Here is a 17885-nt window from a genome sequence, read left to right as displayed (position 1 = left end):
ATAAATGATACAGACATACAGTACAACTATTCGTAGAAAAGAAATGGATGCGGTTTTAACCTGCATGGTCGACGAAAAAATTGGTCCCGGCGAGTTAAACGCAAGATTAATCCAGACGGTAAAGGAATTTACAAAATGTGACGGTGCAGTGGCTCTCAGAAGCCCTGCGATTGCTTTAAAATATGCCCTTCAGGCTCTCGACTTTGAAAAGGGTGGAAAGATTATGATTTCTGCCCTTGCACCTGCCTGGCAGTATCAGACTGTTGAAAGCCTTGGTTTTGAGCCACTGGTACTTGATGTAGATGAAGTAACCGGCCTTGTTACTGCAGAAATTGTAAATGAAGGAATGCAGAAGGGTGGAAGACTTTTACTTCTTCATGAAACAGAAGGTATTCTTCCTGATTTTGAAGGCATAATGGCGCTTGGAATTCCTGTTATCGAAGATATTTCACAGAGTGCAGGTGCTTCTGTTCCTGTTTTGTCTCCGGAAGGAGTTCCAACAGAAGAAAGAAAGCTTGCAGGATCCTTTGGTATTTATACCATTATGGGACTTGAAGAGCGCGATGTATTAACTGCTGGTGGAGGTGCGGTTCTTATGGCACCTGGCCGCCGCGAGTGGATAGTACTTAAAAAGTATTCGGACGAAGCACCTCTTACAGATCTTTTGCCGGATATCAACTGTGCGCTTGCCTGGGTTCAGGTTAAGGAATATCCTAGAAACGAAAAGACCCGCAAGGAAATCTTTTCTATGTTCCATCAGGCCTGCCTTATCGGACGTCACAAAATGTATGCCCGTGAAATGGAAAACGGTTCTACAATGAGCTGCTTCCCTCTGATTCTTGCATCTTCTTTTAAAGACGTTAAACAGTATGCTGCCCGAAAGGATATTGAAGTTCAGCTTGCTTATGATAATTCTGTAATTGCACTTAAGGATGAGCTTTCTGAATCCTGCATACATGCAAAATCATTATATCTGCGCTGTGTCCATATTCCGCTTTATCCGCGTTTGACCCATGCAGAGAGTGCAAAAATCGTAAAGGTTTTAAGTTCTCTGCCATAAAAAAAGGACAGAATGAAAAAGGCACTTATAATTATAAATGTTACAAAAGATGAATCAATGTCTCTTGCAAAGGAAATTGCAGCATGGCTTACAAAAAAAGGTGTAGACCATGATTTCCTTAGCTTTGACGGTTTTGTTGATAATACAGATTTCAAAGGTTATGATTTTGTAGTTTCTCTTGGCGGTGACGGTACTGTGCTTTATGCAGCCAGAAATGCCTCTAAATATGGTCTGCCTGTCTTCCCGGTAAATCTCGGAGAATTCGGTTTTATTGCTTCTGTTCAACCGGAAGAATGGCAGAAGGAATTAAAGCTTTTCTTGGACGGCAAGTCAGTTTTCGAAAAGCGGTCTATGCTTAAGGTTGAAGTACTAAGGGATGGCAAAAAGGTTTATACATCTCTAAGCCTGAATGATGCTGTAATTTCAGCAGAACGCGGGGTTTCTACAATCATGCTTTCTGTAAAGCGGAATTCACTTCCTTTATGCCGCCTTAAGGCAGATGGTCTTATTCTTGCAACACCAACCGGTTCTACCGCTTATTCTGCTGCGGCAGGCGGACCTATTGTTTCGCCAGAGGTAGAAGCTTTTGTTCTTACTCCGCTTAATTCCTTTTCACTTTCAAGCCGGCCTCTGGTTTTAAGCCCGGACAGCAAACTTGAAATATCAGTTGAAAAAAGCCGTATCAAGGGAATATGTTTAACTGTAGATGGACAGGAACCTTTTGCCTTAGCCTATGGCGATACAATAGCTGTTTCCCTCAATAAAAAGAAGGCTCAGCTTGTCGCAGTTTCTGCAGAAAAGTTTTATAACGCACTCAGATCAAAATTAAACTGGTCGGGGGTACCTCATGCTTGAAGATTTAACCATTAAAGACTTTGCTCTTATAGATCAGGATTATCTTGAATTTACTAAAGGCTTTACAGTTCTTTCCGGTGAAACTGGTGCCGGAAAATCTATTCTTATTGGTGCCCTTTCTTTTTTACTTGGTGGCAAAGCTGATGTAAATCAGATTCGAGCCGGTAAAAAAGAGGCTAGTGTGAGCGGAACATTTCTGCTTCCAAAAGGCCTTTCTGTAAGGTCTGATATTCCAGAAGATGACGAGCCCCGCAATGCCCTTGAGTGGCTTAATGTACATGGAATTGAAATAGAAAATGACCGCGTGCTTTTACGCCGGATTATTCGTGATACAGGAAAGGCCGGCGCATGGATAAACGATACACCTGTAACCCGTGGTGACCTTGCACAGTTTTCTTCTTTCCTGGTAGACATTCACGGCCAGCATGAACATCAGTCTTTAATGAAGGTTAGCGAGCATAGAAAATTTCTTGACGCCCGTGCTGGTATTACTGCAGACGTAGATGCCTTTACTGCCAAATACGCCGTTCTTGTTTCAAAGCGCAAGCAGCTTGCCCAGTATAATCTTTCTGACAGTGAACGCCTTCGTAAGCTGGATATGATGACCTTTGCCGTACAAGAAATCGGCGAAGCAAAACTAAAGGCTAATGAAGATACAGAACTCGAAGAAGAGCAGGCTCGTCTTTCATCTTACGAAAAGATTTATTCTGATGTAGATTCTATAGAACAGATGCTTTCAAATGAAGAAAGCGGTGTGGTAGGACTTCTTAAAAAAATCCGCCGCGATTCAATGCATGTAAGCGAACTGGATAAATCACTTTCAAAACTGGACGAACGTCTTGAATCAGCTTTTTATGAGCTTTCAGATATTTCTGCAGAATTTTCTGACTATAAAAACAAACTGGTCTACGATCCTAACCGCCTGCAGACTGTAGAAGACAGACTTTCACTTATTTATAATCTTAAGAAAAAGTATGCCTCTTCAGTAAATGCTCCGCTTTCAGAAGTTTTTGCCTATTTTGATGAAGCCCAGAAATACATAGAAGAAAATGGTGACGGTAACAACAAAAAGGATGCTCTTACAGCAGAAATTAAAGTTCTCGAAAAAGAAATCCTGGCTCAGGCAGAAAAGCTTTCTGCGGCACGTAAATCAACCGCTTCCATATTAAATAATGAAGTTGACCAGATTCTTGCAAAACTTGGAATGAAGGGAACTACTTTTGCCGTTCAAATCAATCAAAAGGCTGGTACAGACCTAGAACAGCTTTGTGGTCCTTACGGAAAAGATGATATTGAGTTTATGATAAGCGCAAATCCTGGAAATCCACCTCTGCCTCTTGCAAAAATTGCTTCTGGTGGTGAACTTTCCCGCGTCATGCTTGCCCTAAAAACTATTTTTGCTCAGACAGATAGTGTTGAAACTCTTATTTTTGATGAAATTGATACTGGAATTGGCGGGGAGGTTGCAGTTGCCGTTGGTGCCCATATCAAAAATCTTTCAAAAAACAGGCAAATTTTCTGCATTACACATCTAGCGAGCATAGCAGTTTATGCCGATAATCAGATAAAGATAGAGAAGAGTGTCTCCGGAGAAATTACCTCTTCAAATGTTTATCCTGTGGAAGGCGAAGCTCGTGTGGCTGAAATTGCTCGTATGCTTTCCGGTGATTCTGATACATCGCAGTCTCTGGAGCATGCACGATCTCTTCTTGCTAAATATAGCGGAGGTGTCTGATGTCAAAAATCTCAGAAGAAACAAGACTTCATTTTAGCGAAGCAATTCAGCCTTATAAGGGAAAAATTACTGCAACCCTTGAAAAAGAAAAAACTATGCTCAACGGCATGCATAAGGGCGATATTGATTATGAAAATAAAAAGCTCCTTTTGTGTGAAGATATGATTTATGCCGCATCACTTTATATGGCTCAGAACAGTCTTTCTTTGCGCCTTATGGAAGTTAAGAATAATGATGCCCTCAACGATGCCCGCAAACTTCTTTATAAGGCAATTATTTATCTTGAAGAAATTGTTTCTGATACAATTGATGTTCCTTATGCTGACTTAACTCCACTTCTGGAACCAATTCACAATGTTCCAATTGTACGACGTTATACAATTATCCGTAAGCTTGGTCTTGCAATTACCATGCTAAAAGATGCTTTTGGCGATAACAGTAAATGGAAGTGGTCTTTTGTTGAACTAGAAGGACGTTTTGCCACTGTTTCAAAGAACTTTATTGATATGAAGGCTGCCTACAAGGATTATTTTGATCCATCCTGTGCAGATTATGAAACAACGGTCCTCTATATAAGAATGATTCAAAAACAGCTTAATGATTCTGCAACTGCCTATCGTGATAAATACGAACTTTCAACCCGTCGTATTGATGATATGCGAAATGCAATCAAATATCTGCTTGCTCTTCGAAAGCTTTATATTGCTATTGGAGATGCAAACCAGGCAGAAGAAGTAAAGAAAAAAGCTGTAGTCTGGAAAGATAAGATGGACGCAGACCATAAGGCTGGTTTGAGCAACTAATATGAATAAGCAACTTGCATATAAAATCTTCGAAGGTTTTTCCATTCAGAGATGGAATGATTTAATACGCCCTTTTGACCTTGTAGAAATGGACAAGGCAGCCGAAAAAATGGTTCTGGCCTATATAATCGGTAAATACGAAGAACACCGCAAAAAGTATGTAGACTGGAAATGGATGATTTACGCATCTCTTTTCGACCTTCTGCGTAAAATTTCTTTGTGTGATATTAAAGCTCCTGTACAGCAGATGCTGCGCCGTGAATTCCCGGACGAATACATGAGACTCAACGAATGGGTTTTAAACGGCTATAAAGATATGATGCCGGATGAAGAACTTTTTTCTGAGTTTACTATTTATGTCGGTCAGCAGTCTGGTAATATTCCTATTCCAACAGAGCTTAGAACTACTGTAAATATTTACAGAGCTGCACATAAGTATTCTACAATTCGCGAACTTGAAATGCTTTCTGTAGTAAATGAAAAAGAGCGTCTAAAGAATATCCGCAATGAGCTTGAAGCAGAAATACAGCCGTATCTTGAACTTGAAGGCTTACAGAAGCTTATGACTCATCAGAAGGCTTTTGATTTTATTCTTAAAATTGAACAGCTTCGTTTCCAGACAAGATGGAATCAGACTCCACGTGTTCCTGCAACTTCTGTTCTTGGTCACTGCTTTTTCGTTGCAATAATGACTCTTTTACTTGGCCGTGAATACAATCCAGGTATGTGCGAACGTCGTGTAATAAATAACTTTTTCAGTGCCCTTTTTCATGATCTTCCGGAATCTGTAACCCGTGACATTATTTCTCCGGTAAAAACTGCAACAGATGATCTTCCTAATATCGTAAAGAAGATTGAAGATGAAATTGTAAATAAAGAACTTGTGCCGTTAATGGAACCATTCTTTGAAAAAGAAATCATTTATTACACAAGTGATGAGTTTACAGACAGAATTCTTGATAAAAACGGAAAGATTAAGCATGTTTCCTGGGAAGAACTCAATACAGAATATAATAAAACTGAGTTTGATCCTATTGATGGTCGTCTTGTACGTATCTGCGACCATTTTTCTGCCCTTATGGAAGCTGATATTTCTATCAAGCATGGAATTACTTCTGAACACCTCACTGGTGGCCGCGAAGGAATCTTAAGCCGCTATGCAAAAGATAAGGTTATCAGCGGAATTAATGTGAATGAGTTCTTTCAGAATATTGTAGCGGAATAAAAAAAATCTGCCGATAATATATTTATGAAAACACTCTTTAGTAAACGCACAGCCATTATTTCAATCTTTATGATTTTAACTTCTGCTCTTTTTGCAGACATTACTTACAAGGTTGAAAAAGGTGATACCCTATATTCGATAAGCCGTAAATATCAGATTACTGTTGCAGAACTTCGTACAGCAAATAATCTTTCAGAAAACGATGTTATTAAAGTTGGCCAGAAATTAATTATTCCGGATGCTGATATTGGAACTGCAGTTGCTCTTTCTTCTGCAAAAACTGCCGGAAATGCTGCACCCGCAGGAAAAGTTACAGAGTATACAGTCAAGAAAGGTGATACTTTATACGGCATTGCCCGCAAAAACGGAATGGCAGTTGCCGATCTTATGGCCTTAAATAATCTTGACTCTTCGGCCGTGATTAAAGTAGGTCAGAAGCTTAAGGTAACTCAAGGTTCTTCAACAGCATCTACAACATCAACAGCAACAAAAACAAGTGAAGCAGCAAAGCCTGGTGAAACTGTAATAAAAGTAAATGAACCTGCGCCTGATACCCGCACTTATGGTGCTACTGTAAATGCAGATTCAAATACAAAATGGCCTGTTGCTTCTCCAAAGATTACTCAGGTTAAAGGAAAGATTTCTGGTGTTCAGCTTTCAGCAAAAAATAATGAACCGGTTCTCTGTATTCACGAGGGAACTGTAATGTACGTTGGTTTATACCGTGGTTTTGGACAGGTTGTTTTCGTACAGACAAAAACCGGTTTGATTTATGCTTATACAGGTCTTGGTTCTGTTAAGGTTCGTAAGGGTGAATATGCAGTTTCCGGGGCAGAACTTGGAACTGCAGGCCTCGATTCAATCAGTCAGAAATATCAGATTACCTTTATGGTATTCCAGAACGGCCAGCCTATAGATCCTGCAAAAGCACCTAGAAACTAAATGCAGCGGTGGTTGAGCCTGTCGAAACCACCTGCTATCTTCTCTCCAAACACTTATTAAAAAGTTCCATACAGGTAATTGCATCGTCTAAAGCACGATGCGAAGAGCCTTTGTCTATTCCCAGAAAATCAGCAAGAAAATCAAGTTTATGATATTGGGCTTCCGGAATTAAAATACGGGAAAGCTGCAGGGTGTCTACTGCCTGATTTTTTGTAAGCGGAAGTCCACAGTTTTCACATTCAGCATTAAGAAAGTTTAAGTCAAACTGGGCATTGTGGGCAACAATTATTGAAGAGTCGAGAAAAGCCAAAAAGTTTCGGATGTGCTTATTTATCGGATCTGCTGCATCAACCATTTCCTGAGTTATGTGAGTAAGATTTATTATAAAAGGTGAAAGTATCTGATCCGGATCAAAAAGCTTTGACCATTTAGAAATAATGCCGTCCTTTGTAAATCGGACGGCACCTATTTCTATGATACGGCTTGTAGTGGGAGTAATTCCACTTGTTTCCGTATCAAAGGCAGTGAAGACTGCGCCTTCTTCGTAAAGCTTGCGCAGTCTTCTTAAATCAGTAATTTTTTTATTTGGATGCTGCATCAATAATCTTCTGAATATCAGCAGAGATTCCATCACAAAGAACGCCGGCCTTCTTTTTAGCTTCAGCTAACCATGCATCTGAACCGTCTCCTGCAGGAATCATAGAGTTGATGTAGAACTTAATCTTAGGCTCTGTTCCAGAAGGGCGGGCACTTACAATTGTTCCGCTTTCAAGATAGAACTGAAGAACGTTGCTCTTTGGAAGATCTGGATCACACAAGAGGTCACGAACCTTGAGAATCTTTTCTCCACCAAGAGTTGCCGGAGGATTGCTTCTCATGCTGGCCATCATAGCCTTCATTGTTTCGCCACCCTGAGCTCCTGGGAAGTACTGAGAAATAGCACGGTCTTCGAAGTAACCATACTCTTTGTACATATCATCAAGATGCTCAAGCAGGCTCTTACCCCTGCTTCTCCAATAAAGAATCATTTCTGCACACATAGCGGCAGCAGAAACACCATCCTTATCCATTACTTCTTTTTCAATCTTATAACCGTAGCTCTCTTCAAGACCGAATACGTAGTTGTTTGTTCCAGCTTTTTCGAATTCTTCTTCTTTAGCTGCAATCCACTTAAAGCCTGTAAGACAGTCGAACATCTTTACGCCGTATTTCTTACAGATGTAATCACCAAATGGAGATGTTACGATTGAGCGGATACAGCCAGGATTTGCAGGCATCTTTCCGAGTTCTTTTCTTGAACTCATTACATAATCCATAAGAAGGGCACCCATCTGGTTTCCGCTGAGGAGTACGAAGTTTCCGTCCTTGTCAGGGAATGCAGTACCAAAGCGGTCTGCATCAGGGTCAGTTGCCATTACACCGTCTGCCTTTTCTTTCTTTGCAAGTTCAACTGCAAGAGTAAGAGCTGGCTTTTCTTCTGGATTTGGCTTTTCTACAGTAGGGAAGTTTCCGTCCGGTTTTCTCTGTTCCGGTACAGTTATAATGTTGAGTCCGAGGTCACCAAGAACCTTTTCAACATGCATAGCACCAGTTCCGTGGAGCGGTGTATAAACGATGCGAACATCCTTTGCCTTTTCCTTAATGAGGTCCGGGCGGAAAAGCTGTGCCTTACACATAGCCCAGAATTTTTCATCAATTTCTTTATCAATCATTACAAGCTTGCCAGATTTAAGAGCCTCGTCCTTAGACATAGTCTTTACTTCTGTAACCTTGTTTACTTCTTCAATAATACCAACATCATGAGGCTCAATTACCTGAGCACCGTTATCCCAGTAAGCCTTGTAACCGTTATACATTCTTGGGTTATGAGATGCTGTAACAACAACACCGGTCTGAGCCTTGAGTTCGCGGATTGCAAAAGACAATTCCGGAGTTGGGCGAAGGCCAGAGAAAAGGTAAGCCTTGATTCCGTTTGCAGCAAAAATGAGGGCTGTAGCTTCTGCGAAAACATCTGAGTTGAGACGGCTGTCATATGCAACAACTGCGCTCAAAGTTCCGGCCTTTGCCTTGTCTGGGAATGCCTTAAGAACATAGTTTGCAAGGCCCTGAGTTGCCATATTGATTTCGAGGGTGTTCATGCGGTTTGTTCCGCCACCCATAATTCCGCGGAGTCCACCAGTACCGAATTCGAGTGTCTGGTAGAAGCGGTCTTCAAGTTCCTTATAATCTTCTTTAGCAATAAGTTCTTCAACTTCCTTGCTGAATCTTTCATCTTTTTCTGCGGCAATGTAAGCTTTTGCACGCTTTAAGATTTCTTCTTTTTCCATTTATAGCTCCTGTATAGGTTTATTATACAAATTTATTTATCTTTTGTCATAGAGGTTTCGATACGTAAGGTGCTTTAACACCTTACTACTCAACCACCCGAAATCTTCCTAACGTCCGGTGGTTGAGTAGCCCGGAGGGCGTATCGAAACCACTATTTATTTATCAGCCTTTTTAATCAGCTCTGTTTCCCATGCAAGCAGTGCCTTTTCCATCTCCGGCTTGTTTCCCTTTACGTCGCACATGATGCGGAATACAGGCTCTGTTCCGCTACCTCTCATCCAGATAAAGGCTATAGGTTTTGCCTCTTTATCTTTGAAAATTACCTTCAAGCCGCCTTTTCCAGATTTGGAAAAATCTTTGACTTCACGGGTTTCTTTTGTGCCGTTTGTAATTACTGCTTCCCAACTTTCAATGCCGTATTTCTTTTTAAGGTCACTGGCCTTCTTTTTCCAGTCTGCTTCAAAGGCCTTCTGGAATGCAGCCTTAAGCTTTGCGTGGTCTGTAGTTTTTACCTTGAGAACGGCTCTTGGTTCAGAAACTCCGGTTGTTGTATAAACAGGCAGGGAGGCAATTACATCAGAAAGTGTAAAATCAGGATTATATTTCTGACCTGATTTTGTGCACCACATTTCGTAAAGGCCGCTTTCCCTCATCATTAAAAGCTTAAGAAGGGCAAAGATTGTATTGAGAGGGTCGCGGACTGCTGCCGGGTAGGTAATTGTTCCTCCGTTTGAGCCTTCTCCGAGAATGCGTACGGTATAGCCTTCTGCTCGTTTTTCGCGGGCAAGATTTACAACATTTGCTTCACCAACTTCAGCACGGAAAACCTGAGCTCCAAGGGCACCTGCAATTTCTTCAATACGCATTGAAGTAGGGCAGTTTACGGCAACAGCAGGCTTAAAGTCTTTTTCATCTCCATGCTGCCAGATAGAATAAGTGAGTTCAGCAAGAACAGAAAGACTGAAAACTTCCTGAGCCTTAAGAATTACGGCCTTGCAGACTTTTTCATCCCAGTAAACTATGTTGCCGCGGTCACCGTCGCAGTCCGGCATATAACCGAGAACAACTTCAGAATGTCCTTCTTTATGAAGTCTTTCCATTTCCGCTGCTACGTGAACAAGGTTTTCTGCTTCCGGAATGATTTCATGGGCAATTTCAAAATCATTTATAGAATAGAAATTGATATGGCGTTCTTTAAAATATTCGCGGTCTATACACTGGTAGCGGGAACTGCCGTTAAAATCACATACAACACCAAGAGGTTTTTCTGCTATAAAGGTATCGAGCATTCCAAAGAAGTCTGTCTGATATTCTTTATTATCAGTTCCGGTGATTGTTTCATTGATGAAGTTCTTGTATGCGGCAAGGGCATTGTGTTTTGAACTGTCCTTTATATCATAAACAGCTTTAATTTCTGAAGTAGTGCAGGAATAAGCTTTTCTTACGGCCTCTGCAACTCCTGCATCGTCTTTAAGTCTGGCCAGAAAGTCTTCTACAAGCTTAGCATTTTCAGCACCGCAGAGAACGCCGCCATCATTTGTACCAAATTTAATTCCGTTATGACCAACCGGGTTATGACTTGCAGAAATATAAATAAAGCCATCAAGCTTTTTCGCATAAGCCATAATTTCTGGAGCTGAGGTAACCGCACTGTACTGGATTATTGCACCTTTTTTTACAAGGGCATGAATCATGGCATCAGCAAGGGCTGGCCCTGTAGGGCGGGCGTCTATTCCAAGTGCTATAACAGGTGCTTCCTGTCCGCTTGTCTTGCTGATATAGTCAAAAAAAACATCTGCCGCAATAACGGCAATGCTTCTGTCAGTTTCTGTAATTTCAGGACTTTTATCCTGCTCGTCTCCGGATGCTGCAAATACCTTACGCCAGCCGGATGCTGACAAAATCATATTATGTTCCAAGTTTATACTCCCATTAAACTTTGATTACAATATTTTAACACGGAACTAAATATTTAACAAATTTATCTTATTACGATATTATAATTGAGTTGTTTAACATTTCCTAACATATCAGAAATAGAAAGTCCTAATGTAACGCGGCCGGGTGTAAACATTGCTTCGCCAAGTAACTGTAAATCATCATTTGGAAAAATATCAGCATCTGTATATTTCTTTTTTCCTATAATACAAAGCTTGTTGTTTTCCTGTGTAATCATATCATAAGAAAGCTGATCTACAATAACACCATTAATTGATACCGATGTTTTATAAGGAGATGCAACGGGATTTCTTTTGAAATAAACCTTATAAAGACCTGAAGTATAGGTTTTATAGGTATTGATATCATAATAATCATTATTTTTGCTTACAATTATGATTCCTGAAAGTGAAAGAGGAATTTCTTCCTGAGCGCGAGGCATAAGAACTATAGGATTGATGGCAGATTTATTTTTTGCATCTATAATCTTGAATTCAAGGTTTCCATGATTTTCCTGATAGCCTGAATTGCCGCTGGAAGCAATAGTTGCACCTGCATCAACAGTGTGCTCATTTTCATTTTTTAAGGTAAGGGTTTCTGCATCGAGATTTCCATATACAGAAATCAATTCATCATTATGTGCAATGATAACTGCTGTTCCGAGAGTAGAAGGAAAAAAGTCTGAATCATCATTATTTTCTGTAATAATTGCAGTGATATAACCGTTTTCTGCAGCTTTAACTTCTTCTGGTTCTGAAAAAATGATTGACGTACTTAAAATGCCGCCACGATTTTGTCCGAAATATGAATTAAATGAATTTTTAGTAACTTCTGCCTGAGGCCAGTCAAATGCAAAAGCAGAGAGACTTATAAGAATTACTGCAATAAAAGTTAAGTATTTTTTCAAAATCTTCTCCTCTTTACTTTATTCTCTGGTAATTGCAATTTTTGAAATTGAATTATTCTTTCCAAGATAAATATTGTTTTTTGCTGCATGAATAAAGGCTGAATCAGCAGTAAAAGAAAATGAACCTTCCATAGTGTCAGTATTATCAATTATGGAAACTGTATAGTTGTTTTTATCTTTTCCCAGAAGTACTGTTAAATCGTCTGTTTCCTGTATTGAAAGAAGTTTATCTTTCAGCTCCAGCGTTCGTTCTGCTTTTGTTTCAAGATTATATATGCCAAGTCCATGATAGTAATTATAGAAGATTCTTTTTCCATCCTTACTAAAGTGAACAATTGTACGGTATGGTGTATCGTGATCAAAAAATCTATGATAGATGATTTTCTGCTGATTTTCTTCTCTATGTGAAAGGACAAAGCGCTGTTGGTTGTGGCCTGAAATTGATGCAATGTATTGTCCGTCATCAGAAATATCAATTCCAAGAATTACCGGATAATCGCTTCCACCTGGGGCGAAGTCAATTTCTGTAGATCCATTTTCATTATTTAATACTTTTATAGAACCATTAGAAAGTCCTACGGCTGTATATTTTTCTTTTGCAACAAAAGCCGTAATAGGGAAGGTTCCTTCAAAAGTCCATAAGATGCTTCCTGTTTCAGAACATTTTGAAAAAGAACATCCGCCAGGCAAAAAAACATAAATAAGATTATCAGAAAAATAAGGAAATCCACTTGCCTGAATAGTTCCGGCTTTTGAACCATCAGCATTATAAAAATCAGTATTTTGTGCTTCCGAATTGTAAGTTGCAAAATAAGAATCTGAAATGGAAACTTTAGAAGGGAATGTTTGATAAAGTGAAATATTTCCATCTTCATCAAAATAGCCAAGTGTCTGTCCAAGGTGAAAATAAGATTTGTGTTTTGAAGCATTATTTGAAATTACCGGATTAGCAGTACTGATTTTCCAGACAGGAGTAAAACTGTATTCTTTATTTAGTGGCTTAGCAGCCAGAATGATATAAATGATTGAAAAAAAGATTAAAAGAAAAATTGCAAGCCCAACATGTTTTTTAGTTTTCATTCCTCCATTTTATCCGATAAAAGGTATTTTATCAATTATAGTAATACAGTGTATGATAAATATCGCATTCGGAGTAAAAAATAGCATAAGACAACATCATCCCGTTGGATTATGCTATTTTTTACGGGAGAAGGCGATATTTACGTAGTCAAATTATTATATATATTGACAAAATACCGCAAAGTATGCAAAATATTACAAGGATTTCAAACGAAACGATTAAAAAAATATAAAAAAGCGAGGAAAAAATGGAAGACGATATCCTTACAATTGAAGAAGTTGCAAAATATCTTCGTGTTTCAGACAGAACTGTTTATGATTGGGCCCAGAAGGGTGAGATTCCTGCCGGTAAAATCGGAACTGTATGGCGTTTTAAGAAGTCAGAAGTAGAAAACTGGGTAAATGCCCGTCTTTCTTCTGATTCAGTAAAACAGTCAGAACAGACTGTTCAGGTAAGAAATATTCTTTCTCCAGACCGCATCGTATTTATAAATCAGACTTCAAAGCATGATGCTCTCGTTCAGCTTGCAGATGTTCTTGCAACTGCTCCTCAGGTAAAAGATGGTGCAGAGCTTATTCAGGAAATCCTTAAGCGTGAAGAACTTATGTCTACTGCAATTGGACGCGGAATTGCTATTCCTCACGTTCGTCTTTCTTCTGTAACTGACCTTGTAATGGCTGTTGGTGTTTGCCGCAAGCCTATTGCAGACTTCCAGACTATTGATGATCAGCCGGTAAATCTTCTCTTTATGATTGCTGCGGCTTATAATCAGCATTCTTATTATCTTAAGACTATTTCGCATTTCTCTGCTAAGTTTAAGGATAAGGATTTGCGCGATGCTATGCTAGGCGCATTGAACGAAAAGGAAGTTTACGATCTTTTGATGAAAGCGTAATCTGAGCTTACTCATCAAAAGATACGCACATCCATTTCGTTCTATCCGCGTGGTTGGCGGCGATAGTACCCCATGTAACATGTGCGGTGGTTTCGCCCATCAGGTATTCGCGGCCGTCTTCCATGGTGAAGGTCTGGCCTGGGGCAGGAATGTCTGTTACTACCATGGCATGGGAATATTCGCGCGAAATCAAAAGGGCAGTGTCGATTCCTGTATAATTCAAAAGGGCAGAAATAAGCATGCTGCGGCTGTCGCAGTCACTGCCTTTTCCGCTGATTGCCGCAGGAAGGCTGGTAAAATCAGATTCATTTTTTGATTTTGCCCGCTCATAGCCAAAGCCCTGTACCCAGCTTAAAAGGGCCTGTGCATATTTGATATCGGCTGTCTGAGGATCTGATTTTTTTAATTCCGGATATAGAGCCTTATAAATATCAGCTGCGGTCTGCTGAAGGCGGCCTGCATTGTCCCTGTAAATCATTCTGTAATAACGCTGCCAGGCTTCCTTCCACATCTTATGGTTTGCGTAAAGGTTTAAAACTGCATATTCAAGATCAATTACAAATTTTGCAGCTTCTTCATCAACTTTGTCCAGGGAAGTTTTTATCTGTTTTCCACCAATTTGAAGTGAAAGTGCCTTGCGTCCTTCCGGTGGAAAAGCGTAACTTGTAATAATACCAGGTCTATTCAGATATTCATCATTAATACAAAGAGAATTAACTGTAGAAATTATAAACTGCTCGCAGGCTTTTTTACTTTCAGGTGCATAACAGAGCAAAACTACATAATAGCCTTTGATTTTTACTGGAGCCGAAACAGACCAGCCGAAATAATTATCATCTAAAGTCATGGTAAAGCTGCTGATTCCGCATTCACTTCCGTTCCAGTTAAAAGAATCAGTATCTCCCTTGGCGCTAAGCTTATTAAGATTTTTTTTAAGTACTTCAGCTGCAGATTTTGCCTGGGACTCTTGGGTAATTTTCATAACCAGGGTAACCGGAATATTGGGATGAGAAAAGATATAAGACATGCCGTCCTGAGTATAATCAGCTATTTCAAAGCCTTCCGGAATATCGAGGGAAAAGCCAAAGTCTCTGTCTGTAATTTTTTCAGCAAAAAGGTTTGAATATGAAAAAAGCAGTGAAATTAAAAGTGCTGCACGAATTATGTTCTTGTAAAATCTTGTCATTTTGGAAAGCCTCCGCTATGATTATCGGATGAATATGATTCCTATTATATACGAGAATGATGAATTATTAATCATAAACAAACCGGCAGGGCTTGCTGTTCAGGGCGGACAGGGGGTTGTTCACTCTGTAGACCGCGATTTTGCCGAGCAGGTAGGCTATAAAATCTATCTCGTACACCGTCTTGATAAAGACACTTCGGGACTCATGGTAGTTACAAAAAATCCTGTGGCAGCCGGAAAATGGACTAAACTTATTGGTTCAAAGGTTGCCAGAAAGGAATATCTAGCCCTTTGTGCCGGCCGCATGCCTTCAAAATCAGGTGTTATAAAGGATGATGTTATTCAGCATGGAGATTCAAAGCCTGCTGTTACTCATTATCAGGTAGAAAAGGAATGGACAGTGCCTTATGAAAATGGGATAGGTGAGATTCCATTATGCCTTATAAGACTTCAGCTTGAAACCGGCCGTATGCATCAGATTCGTATTCATCTGGCAAAACAGGGCTGTCCAATAGCTGGGGATGATCAGCATGGAAATTTTAAGATGAATAAGCTCTTGAAAAAGGTTTGTAAAATAAAACGTTTGCAACTTGCAGCAGTTAAATTAACAATACCGCTTGAAGGTATAGAAAAAAAATTTGAAATACCTGTACCTTTTGATATTGAAGAAAACTAAAAAAAATTAAAGTGCTTCCGCGGCGGCATGAGCGAAACCGCGCGGCTTTCAGTTTTTTGGGTAAGAAATAATCAGTTTTGCAAGTAAAACTGATTATTTCTTTTTATGGCTAAGCGCCAAAAACTTCAAGAGTGCGTTTCGCCCCTGCCTCTGCTCACGCACTTCAATTTTTTACCATCACCGTATCAAATACAATACTGTCAAATACAATACTTTCAAACTTTCTACTAATATGATATAATAGAAGAATGCGAAAACTTAAAAACATTCTTATCACTGGTGGAGCCGGATTCATCGGTTCTAACTTCATTCATTATCTTTTTGGAATGTCCTCAGCTGAGGGAAATCTTTTTAATGATGCAAACTTTGACGGTACTGTTGTAAACGTAGACTGTCTTACATATGCAGGAAATCTTGAGTCTTTGAAGGACGTTGAAGAGAAGTTCGGCGGCAAACGCTACTTCTTTGAAAAAGTAGATATATGCGATCGTCCGCAAATTGAACGCATTTTCAAGCAGTATGATATTGATACGGTAATTCACTTTGCGGCAGAAAGCCACGTAGACCGCTCAATTCTCGGTCCTGAAGCTTTCATGAAAACAAACGTAATGGGAACCTTTACTTTGCTTGATGTTGCAAGAAACTACTGGAAGAAAGAAGATGGAAGTATCCGTGATGACGTACTTTTCCATCATATTTCTACTGATGAAGTTTACGGCTCTCTCGGAGAAACAGGTTACTTCCGCGAAGATACTCCTTATGATCCTCGCTCTCCATATTCTTCAAGCAAGGCCAGCAGTGACCACATTGTAATGGCTTATTTCCATACTTACGGCCTGCCTATCACTTTGTCTAACTGTACAAACAACTATGGTCCATACCAGTTCCCGGAAAAACTGCTTCCTCTTATGATCAGCAACATCCGCGATGGAAAGAACCTTCCTGTTTACGGAAAGGGCGACAATATCCGCGACTGGATTTATGTAGAAGACCACAACCGCGCTGTCTGGCTGATTGTAAACAAGGGTGTAACCGGCGAAAAATACAACATCGGCGGCGAAAACGAATGGCAGAACATCAAGTTGCTTCACAAGGTTATTGAATTGACTGCTGCTGAAACTGGCAAAAAGGTTGAAGATGTAGAAAAGACAATTACTTACGTAAAAGACCGTCCTGGTCACGACAAGCGCTATGCCATCGACTGTACAAAAATCAAGACAAAGCTTGGCTGGGAGCGTAAGATGACTTTCGAAGAAGGCTTGCAGGAAACTGTAAAGTGGTACCTCAAAAACAGCGACTGGATTAACCACATCTTGAGTGGTGACTACAAGAACTGGATTTCTAAGAACTATACAGAACAGGGCCGATAAGGAGTTTATTTTGAAAGGAATTATACTTGCCGGCGGAAGTGGAACCCGCCTTTATCCAATTACAAAAGCAGTTTCAAAACAGATTCTGCCTTTGTATGACAAACCAATGATTTACTATCCGCTTTCATGCCTTATGCTGGCAGGAATCCGCGATGTTCTGATTATTTCTACTCCACGCGACATCAGCTGTTTTAAGGAACTTTTTGGTGACGGAGCATGGCTTGGAATGCATTTTGAATATGCAGTACAGGATAAGCCTCGCGGACTTGCTGATGCCTTCATTATTGGTAAGAATTTTATAGGTAACGACAGCGCAGCTCTTGTTCTCGGTGACAATATCTTCTACGGACAGAGCTTTACTTCAACCCTGCGCCGTGCCCGCGAAAAAGTTGAAAGCGGAAACGGCAGCGTAATTTTCGGCTACTTTGTAAAAGACCCAACCGCTTACGGTGTAGTAGAGTTTGATAAGGACGGCAAGGTTCTTGGAATCGAAGAAAAGCCTGCAAAGCCAAAATCAAACTACGCTGTTCCTGGTCTTTACTTCTACAGCAATGCAGTAGTTGATATTGCGGCAAATGTAAAACCAAGCGCCCGCGGTGAAATCGAAATCACATCAATCAATAACGAATACTTGAACCGCGGAGAACTTTCTGTTGAACTCCTTGGTCGTGGTATGGCATGGCTTGATACAGGAACTTACGACGGCCTTCTTGAAGCAAGCAATTTTATTGCAACAATTCAGAAACGTCAGGGAATGTATGTAAGTTGTATAGAAGAGATTTCATACCGCAACGGCTGGCTTACAAAAGAACAGCTGCTTGAGCTTGCAAAGGGCTACAAGACAGATTACGGCCGCTACCTCGAATACATTGCAGAGAACTAGG

The 17885-nt window shown here is 40.1% G+C and carries 16 protein-coding genes; 10 read left to right on the top strand and 6 right to left on the bottom strand.

What is annotated here, in order from left to right; translation table 11 throughout:
- Positions 1-4 precede the first annotated feature (4 nt).
- Genes G626_RS0100435 through G626_RS0100410 form a run of 6 tightly spaced genes read left to right on the top strand, consistent with a single transcriptional unit; the run spans position 5 to position 6620 of the window.
- Positions 5-1060 carry a DegT/DnrJ/EryC1/StrS family aminotransferase gene (locus tag G626_RS0100435; protein WP_027726881.1) on the top strand — a complete coding sequence of 352 codons (1056 nt, stop codon included), beginning with the start codon at positions 5-7 and terminating at the stop codon, positions 1058-1060.
- Between the two features lie 12 nt (positions 1061-1072).
- The gene (locus G626_RS0100430; RefSeq protein WP_022930815.1) at positions 1073-1915 is read left to right on the top strand and encodes an NAD(+)/NADH kinase; all 843 of its coding nucleotides are present in this window, start codon (positions 1073-1075) and stop codon (positions 1913-1915) included.
- Positions 1908-3650 carry a DNA repair protein RecN gene (recN, locus tag G626_RS0100425; RefSeq protein ID WP_022930814.1) on the top strand — a complete coding sequence of 581 codons (1743 nt, stop codon included), beginning with the start codon at positions 1908-1910 and terminating at the stop codon, positions 3648-3650. The genes G626_RS0100430 and recN overlap by 8 nt, the downstream gene beginning before the upstream one ends.
- Entirely contained in the window at positions 3650-4453 is an 804-nt protein-coding gene (locus tag G626_RS0100420) for a hypothetical protein (RefSeq protein WP_022930813.1), read from the top strand. Before recN ends, G626_RS0100420 begins: the two co-directional genes overlap by 1 nt.
- A gap of 1 nt (position 4454) precedes the next feature.
- A complete protein-coding gene (locus tag G626_RS0100415; RefSeq protein WP_022930812.1) occupies positions 4455-5678 on the top strand; it encodes an HD domain-containing protein in 1224 nt (407 codons plus the stop codon).
- 24 nt (positions 5679-5702) lie between these two features.
- Positions 5703-6620, top strand: a complete 918-nt coding sequence (locus G626_RS0100410; protein WP_022930811.1) for a LysM peptidoglycan-binding domain-containing protein — start codon at positions 5703-5705, stop codon at positions 6618-6620.
- 34 nt (positions 6621-6654) lie between these two features.
- Here the strand turns inward: G626_RS0100410 and G626_RS14870 are convergent, their stop codons facing one another.
- From G626_RS14870 to G626_RS0100385, 5 genes are all read right to left on the bottom strand, one after another.
- Positions 6655-7218, bottom strand: coding sequence for a 3'-5' exonuclease (locus tag G626_RS14870; RefSeq protein WP_022930810.1), 564 nt, complete (start codon positions 7216-7218; stop codon positions 6655-6657).
- Positions 7202-8947, bottom strand: a complete 1746-nt coding sequence (locus G626_RS0100400) for a phospho-sugar mutase (protein ID WP_022930809.1) — start codon at positions 8945-8947, stop codon at positions 7202-7204. The genes G626_RS14870 and G626_RS0100400 overlap by 17 nt, the downstream gene beginning before the upstream one ends.
- A gap of 156 nt (positions 8948-9103) precedes the next feature.
- Positions 9104-10855 (bottom strand): phosphoglucomutase, encoded by a 1752-nt coding sequence (locus G626_RS0100395; RefSeq protein WP_022930808.1) that lies wholly within the window; start codon positions 10853-10855, stop codon positions 9104-9106.
- Between the two features lie 74 nt (positions 10856-10929).
- Positions 10930-11793, bottom strand: a complete 864-nt coding sequence (locus G626_RS0100390; protein ID WP_022930807.1) for a M23 family metallopeptidase — start codon at positions 11791-11793, stop codon at positions 10930-10932.
- 18 nt (positions 11794-11811) lie between these two features.
- Positions 11812-12873 (bottom strand): WD40 repeat domain-containing protein, encoded by a 1062-nt coding sequence (locus G626_RS0100385; RefSeq protein ID WP_022930806.1) that lies wholly within the window; start codon positions 12871-12873, stop codon positions 11812-11814.
- Between the two features lie 248 nt (positions 12874-13121).
- Between G626_RS0100385 and G626_RS0100380 the strand changes: the two genes are divergently transcribed.
- Positions 13122-13769 carry a PTS sugar transporter subunit IIA gene (locus G626_RS0100380; protein ID WP_022930805.1) on the top strand — a complete coding sequence of 216 codons (648 nt, stop codon included), beginning with the start codon at positions 13122-13124 and terminating at the stop codon, positions 13767-13769.
- Positions 13770-13776: 7 nt separating this feature from the next.
- On the opposite strand, the gene G626_RS0100375 is transcribed toward G626_RS0100380, so the two are convergent.
- Positions 13777-14955 (bottom strand): hypothetical protein, encoded by a 1179-nt coding sequence (locus G626_RS0100375; RefSeq protein ID WP_022930804.1) that lies wholly within the window; start codon positions 14953-14955, stop codon positions 13777-13779.
- Positions 14956-14989: 34 nt separating this feature from the next.
- On the opposite strand from G626_RS0100375, the gene G626_RS0100370 reads away from it, so the two are divergent.
- The 3 genes from G626_RS0100370 to rfbA all read left to right on the top strand — a co-directional run bounded on the left by G626_RS0100370 (position 14990) and on the right by rfbA (position 17884).
- Positions 14990-15631 carry an RluA family pseudouridine synthase gene (locus tag G626_RS0100370; protein ID WP_231365038.1) on the top strand — a complete coding sequence of 214 codons (642 nt, stop codon included), beginning with the start codon at positions 14990-14992 and terminating at the stop codon, positions 15629-15631.
- A gap of 248 nt (positions 15632-15879) precedes the next feature.
- Positions 15880-17001, top strand: a complete 1122-nt coding sequence (gene rfbB / locus G626_RS0100365) for a dTDP-glucose 4,6-dehydratase (protein ID WP_022930802.1) — start codon at positions 15880-15882, stop codon at positions 16999-17001.
- Positions 17002-17011: 10 nt separating this feature from the next.
- On the top strand, positions 17012-17884 hold the full coding sequence (gene rfbA / locus G626_RS0100360) for a glucose-1-phosphate thymidylyltransferase RfbA (RefSeq protein WP_022930801.1): 873 nt from the start codon (positions 17012-17014) through the stop codon (positions 17882-17884).
- Position 17885 lies beyond the last annotated feature (1 nt).

The organism is Treponema bryantii NK4A124, from assembly GCF_000421345.1.
Lineage (GTDB): Bacteria > Spirochaetota > Spirochaetia > Treponematales > Treponemataceae > Treponema_D > Treponema_D bryantii_B.
The sequence above is the reverse complement of the archived record's forward strand: the minus strand, read 5'-3'. Positions and strand labels throughout refer to the sequence as shown.

Excerpts from the sequence above, each read along its gene's own strand:
- G626_RS0100385 (WP_022930806.1), bottom strand. The coding sequence starts at position 12,873 with ATGAAAACTAAAAAACATGTTGGGCTTGCAATTTTTCTTTTAATCTTT.
- G626_RS0100410 (WP_022930811.1), top strand. The coding sequence starts at position 5,703 with ATGAAAACACTCTTTAGTAAACGCACAGCCATTATTTCAATCTTTATG.
- G626_RS0100415 (WP_022930812.1), top strand. The coding sequence starts at position 4,455 with ATGAATAAGCAACTTGCATATAAAATCTTCGAAGGTTTTTCCATTCAG.
- G626_RS14870 (WP_022930810.1), bottom strand. The coding sequence starts at position 7,218 with ATGCAGCATCCAAATAAAAAAATTACTGATTTAAGAAGACTGCGCAAG.
- recN (WP_022930814.1), top strand. The coding sequence starts at position 1,908 with ATGCTTGAAGATTTAACCATTAAAGACTTTGCTCTTATAGATCAGGAT.
- rfbB (WP_022930802.1), top strand. The coding sequence starts at position 15,880 with ATGCGAAAACTTAAAAACATTCTTATCACTGGTGGAGCCGGATTCATC.
- G626_RS0100435 (WP_027726881.1), top strand. The coding sequence starts at position 5 with ATGATACAGACATACAGTACAACTATTCGTAGAAAAGAAATGGATGCG.
- G626_RS0100370 (WP_231365038.1), top strand. The coding sequence starts at position 14,990 with ATGATTCCTATTATATACGAGAATGATGAATTATTAATCATAAACAAA.
- G626_RS0100420 (WP_022930813.1), top strand. The coding sequence starts at position 3,650 with ATGTCAAAAATCTCAGAAGAAACAAGACTTCATTTTAGCGAAGCAATT.
- G626_RS0100380 (WP_022930805.1), top strand. The coding sequence starts at position 13,122 with ATGGAAGACGATATCCTTACAATTGAAGAAGTTGCAAAATATCTTCGT.
- G626_RS0100430 (WP_022930815.1), top strand. The coding sequence starts at position 1,073 with ATGAAAAAGGCACTTATAATTATAAATGTTACAAAAGATGAATCAATG.
- G626_RS0100395 (WP_022930808.1), bottom strand. The coding sequence starts at position 10,855 with ATGATTTTGTCAGCATCCGGCTGGCGTAAGGTATTTGCAGCATCCGGA.
- G626_RS0100375 (WP_022930804.1), bottom strand. The coding sequence starts at position 14,955 with ATGACAAGATTTTACAAGAACATAATTCGTGCAGCACTTTTAATTTCA.
- G626_RS0100400 (WP_022930809.1), bottom strand. The coding sequence starts at position 8,947 with ATGGAAAAAGAAGAAATCTTAAAGCGTGCAAAAGCTTACATTGCCGCA.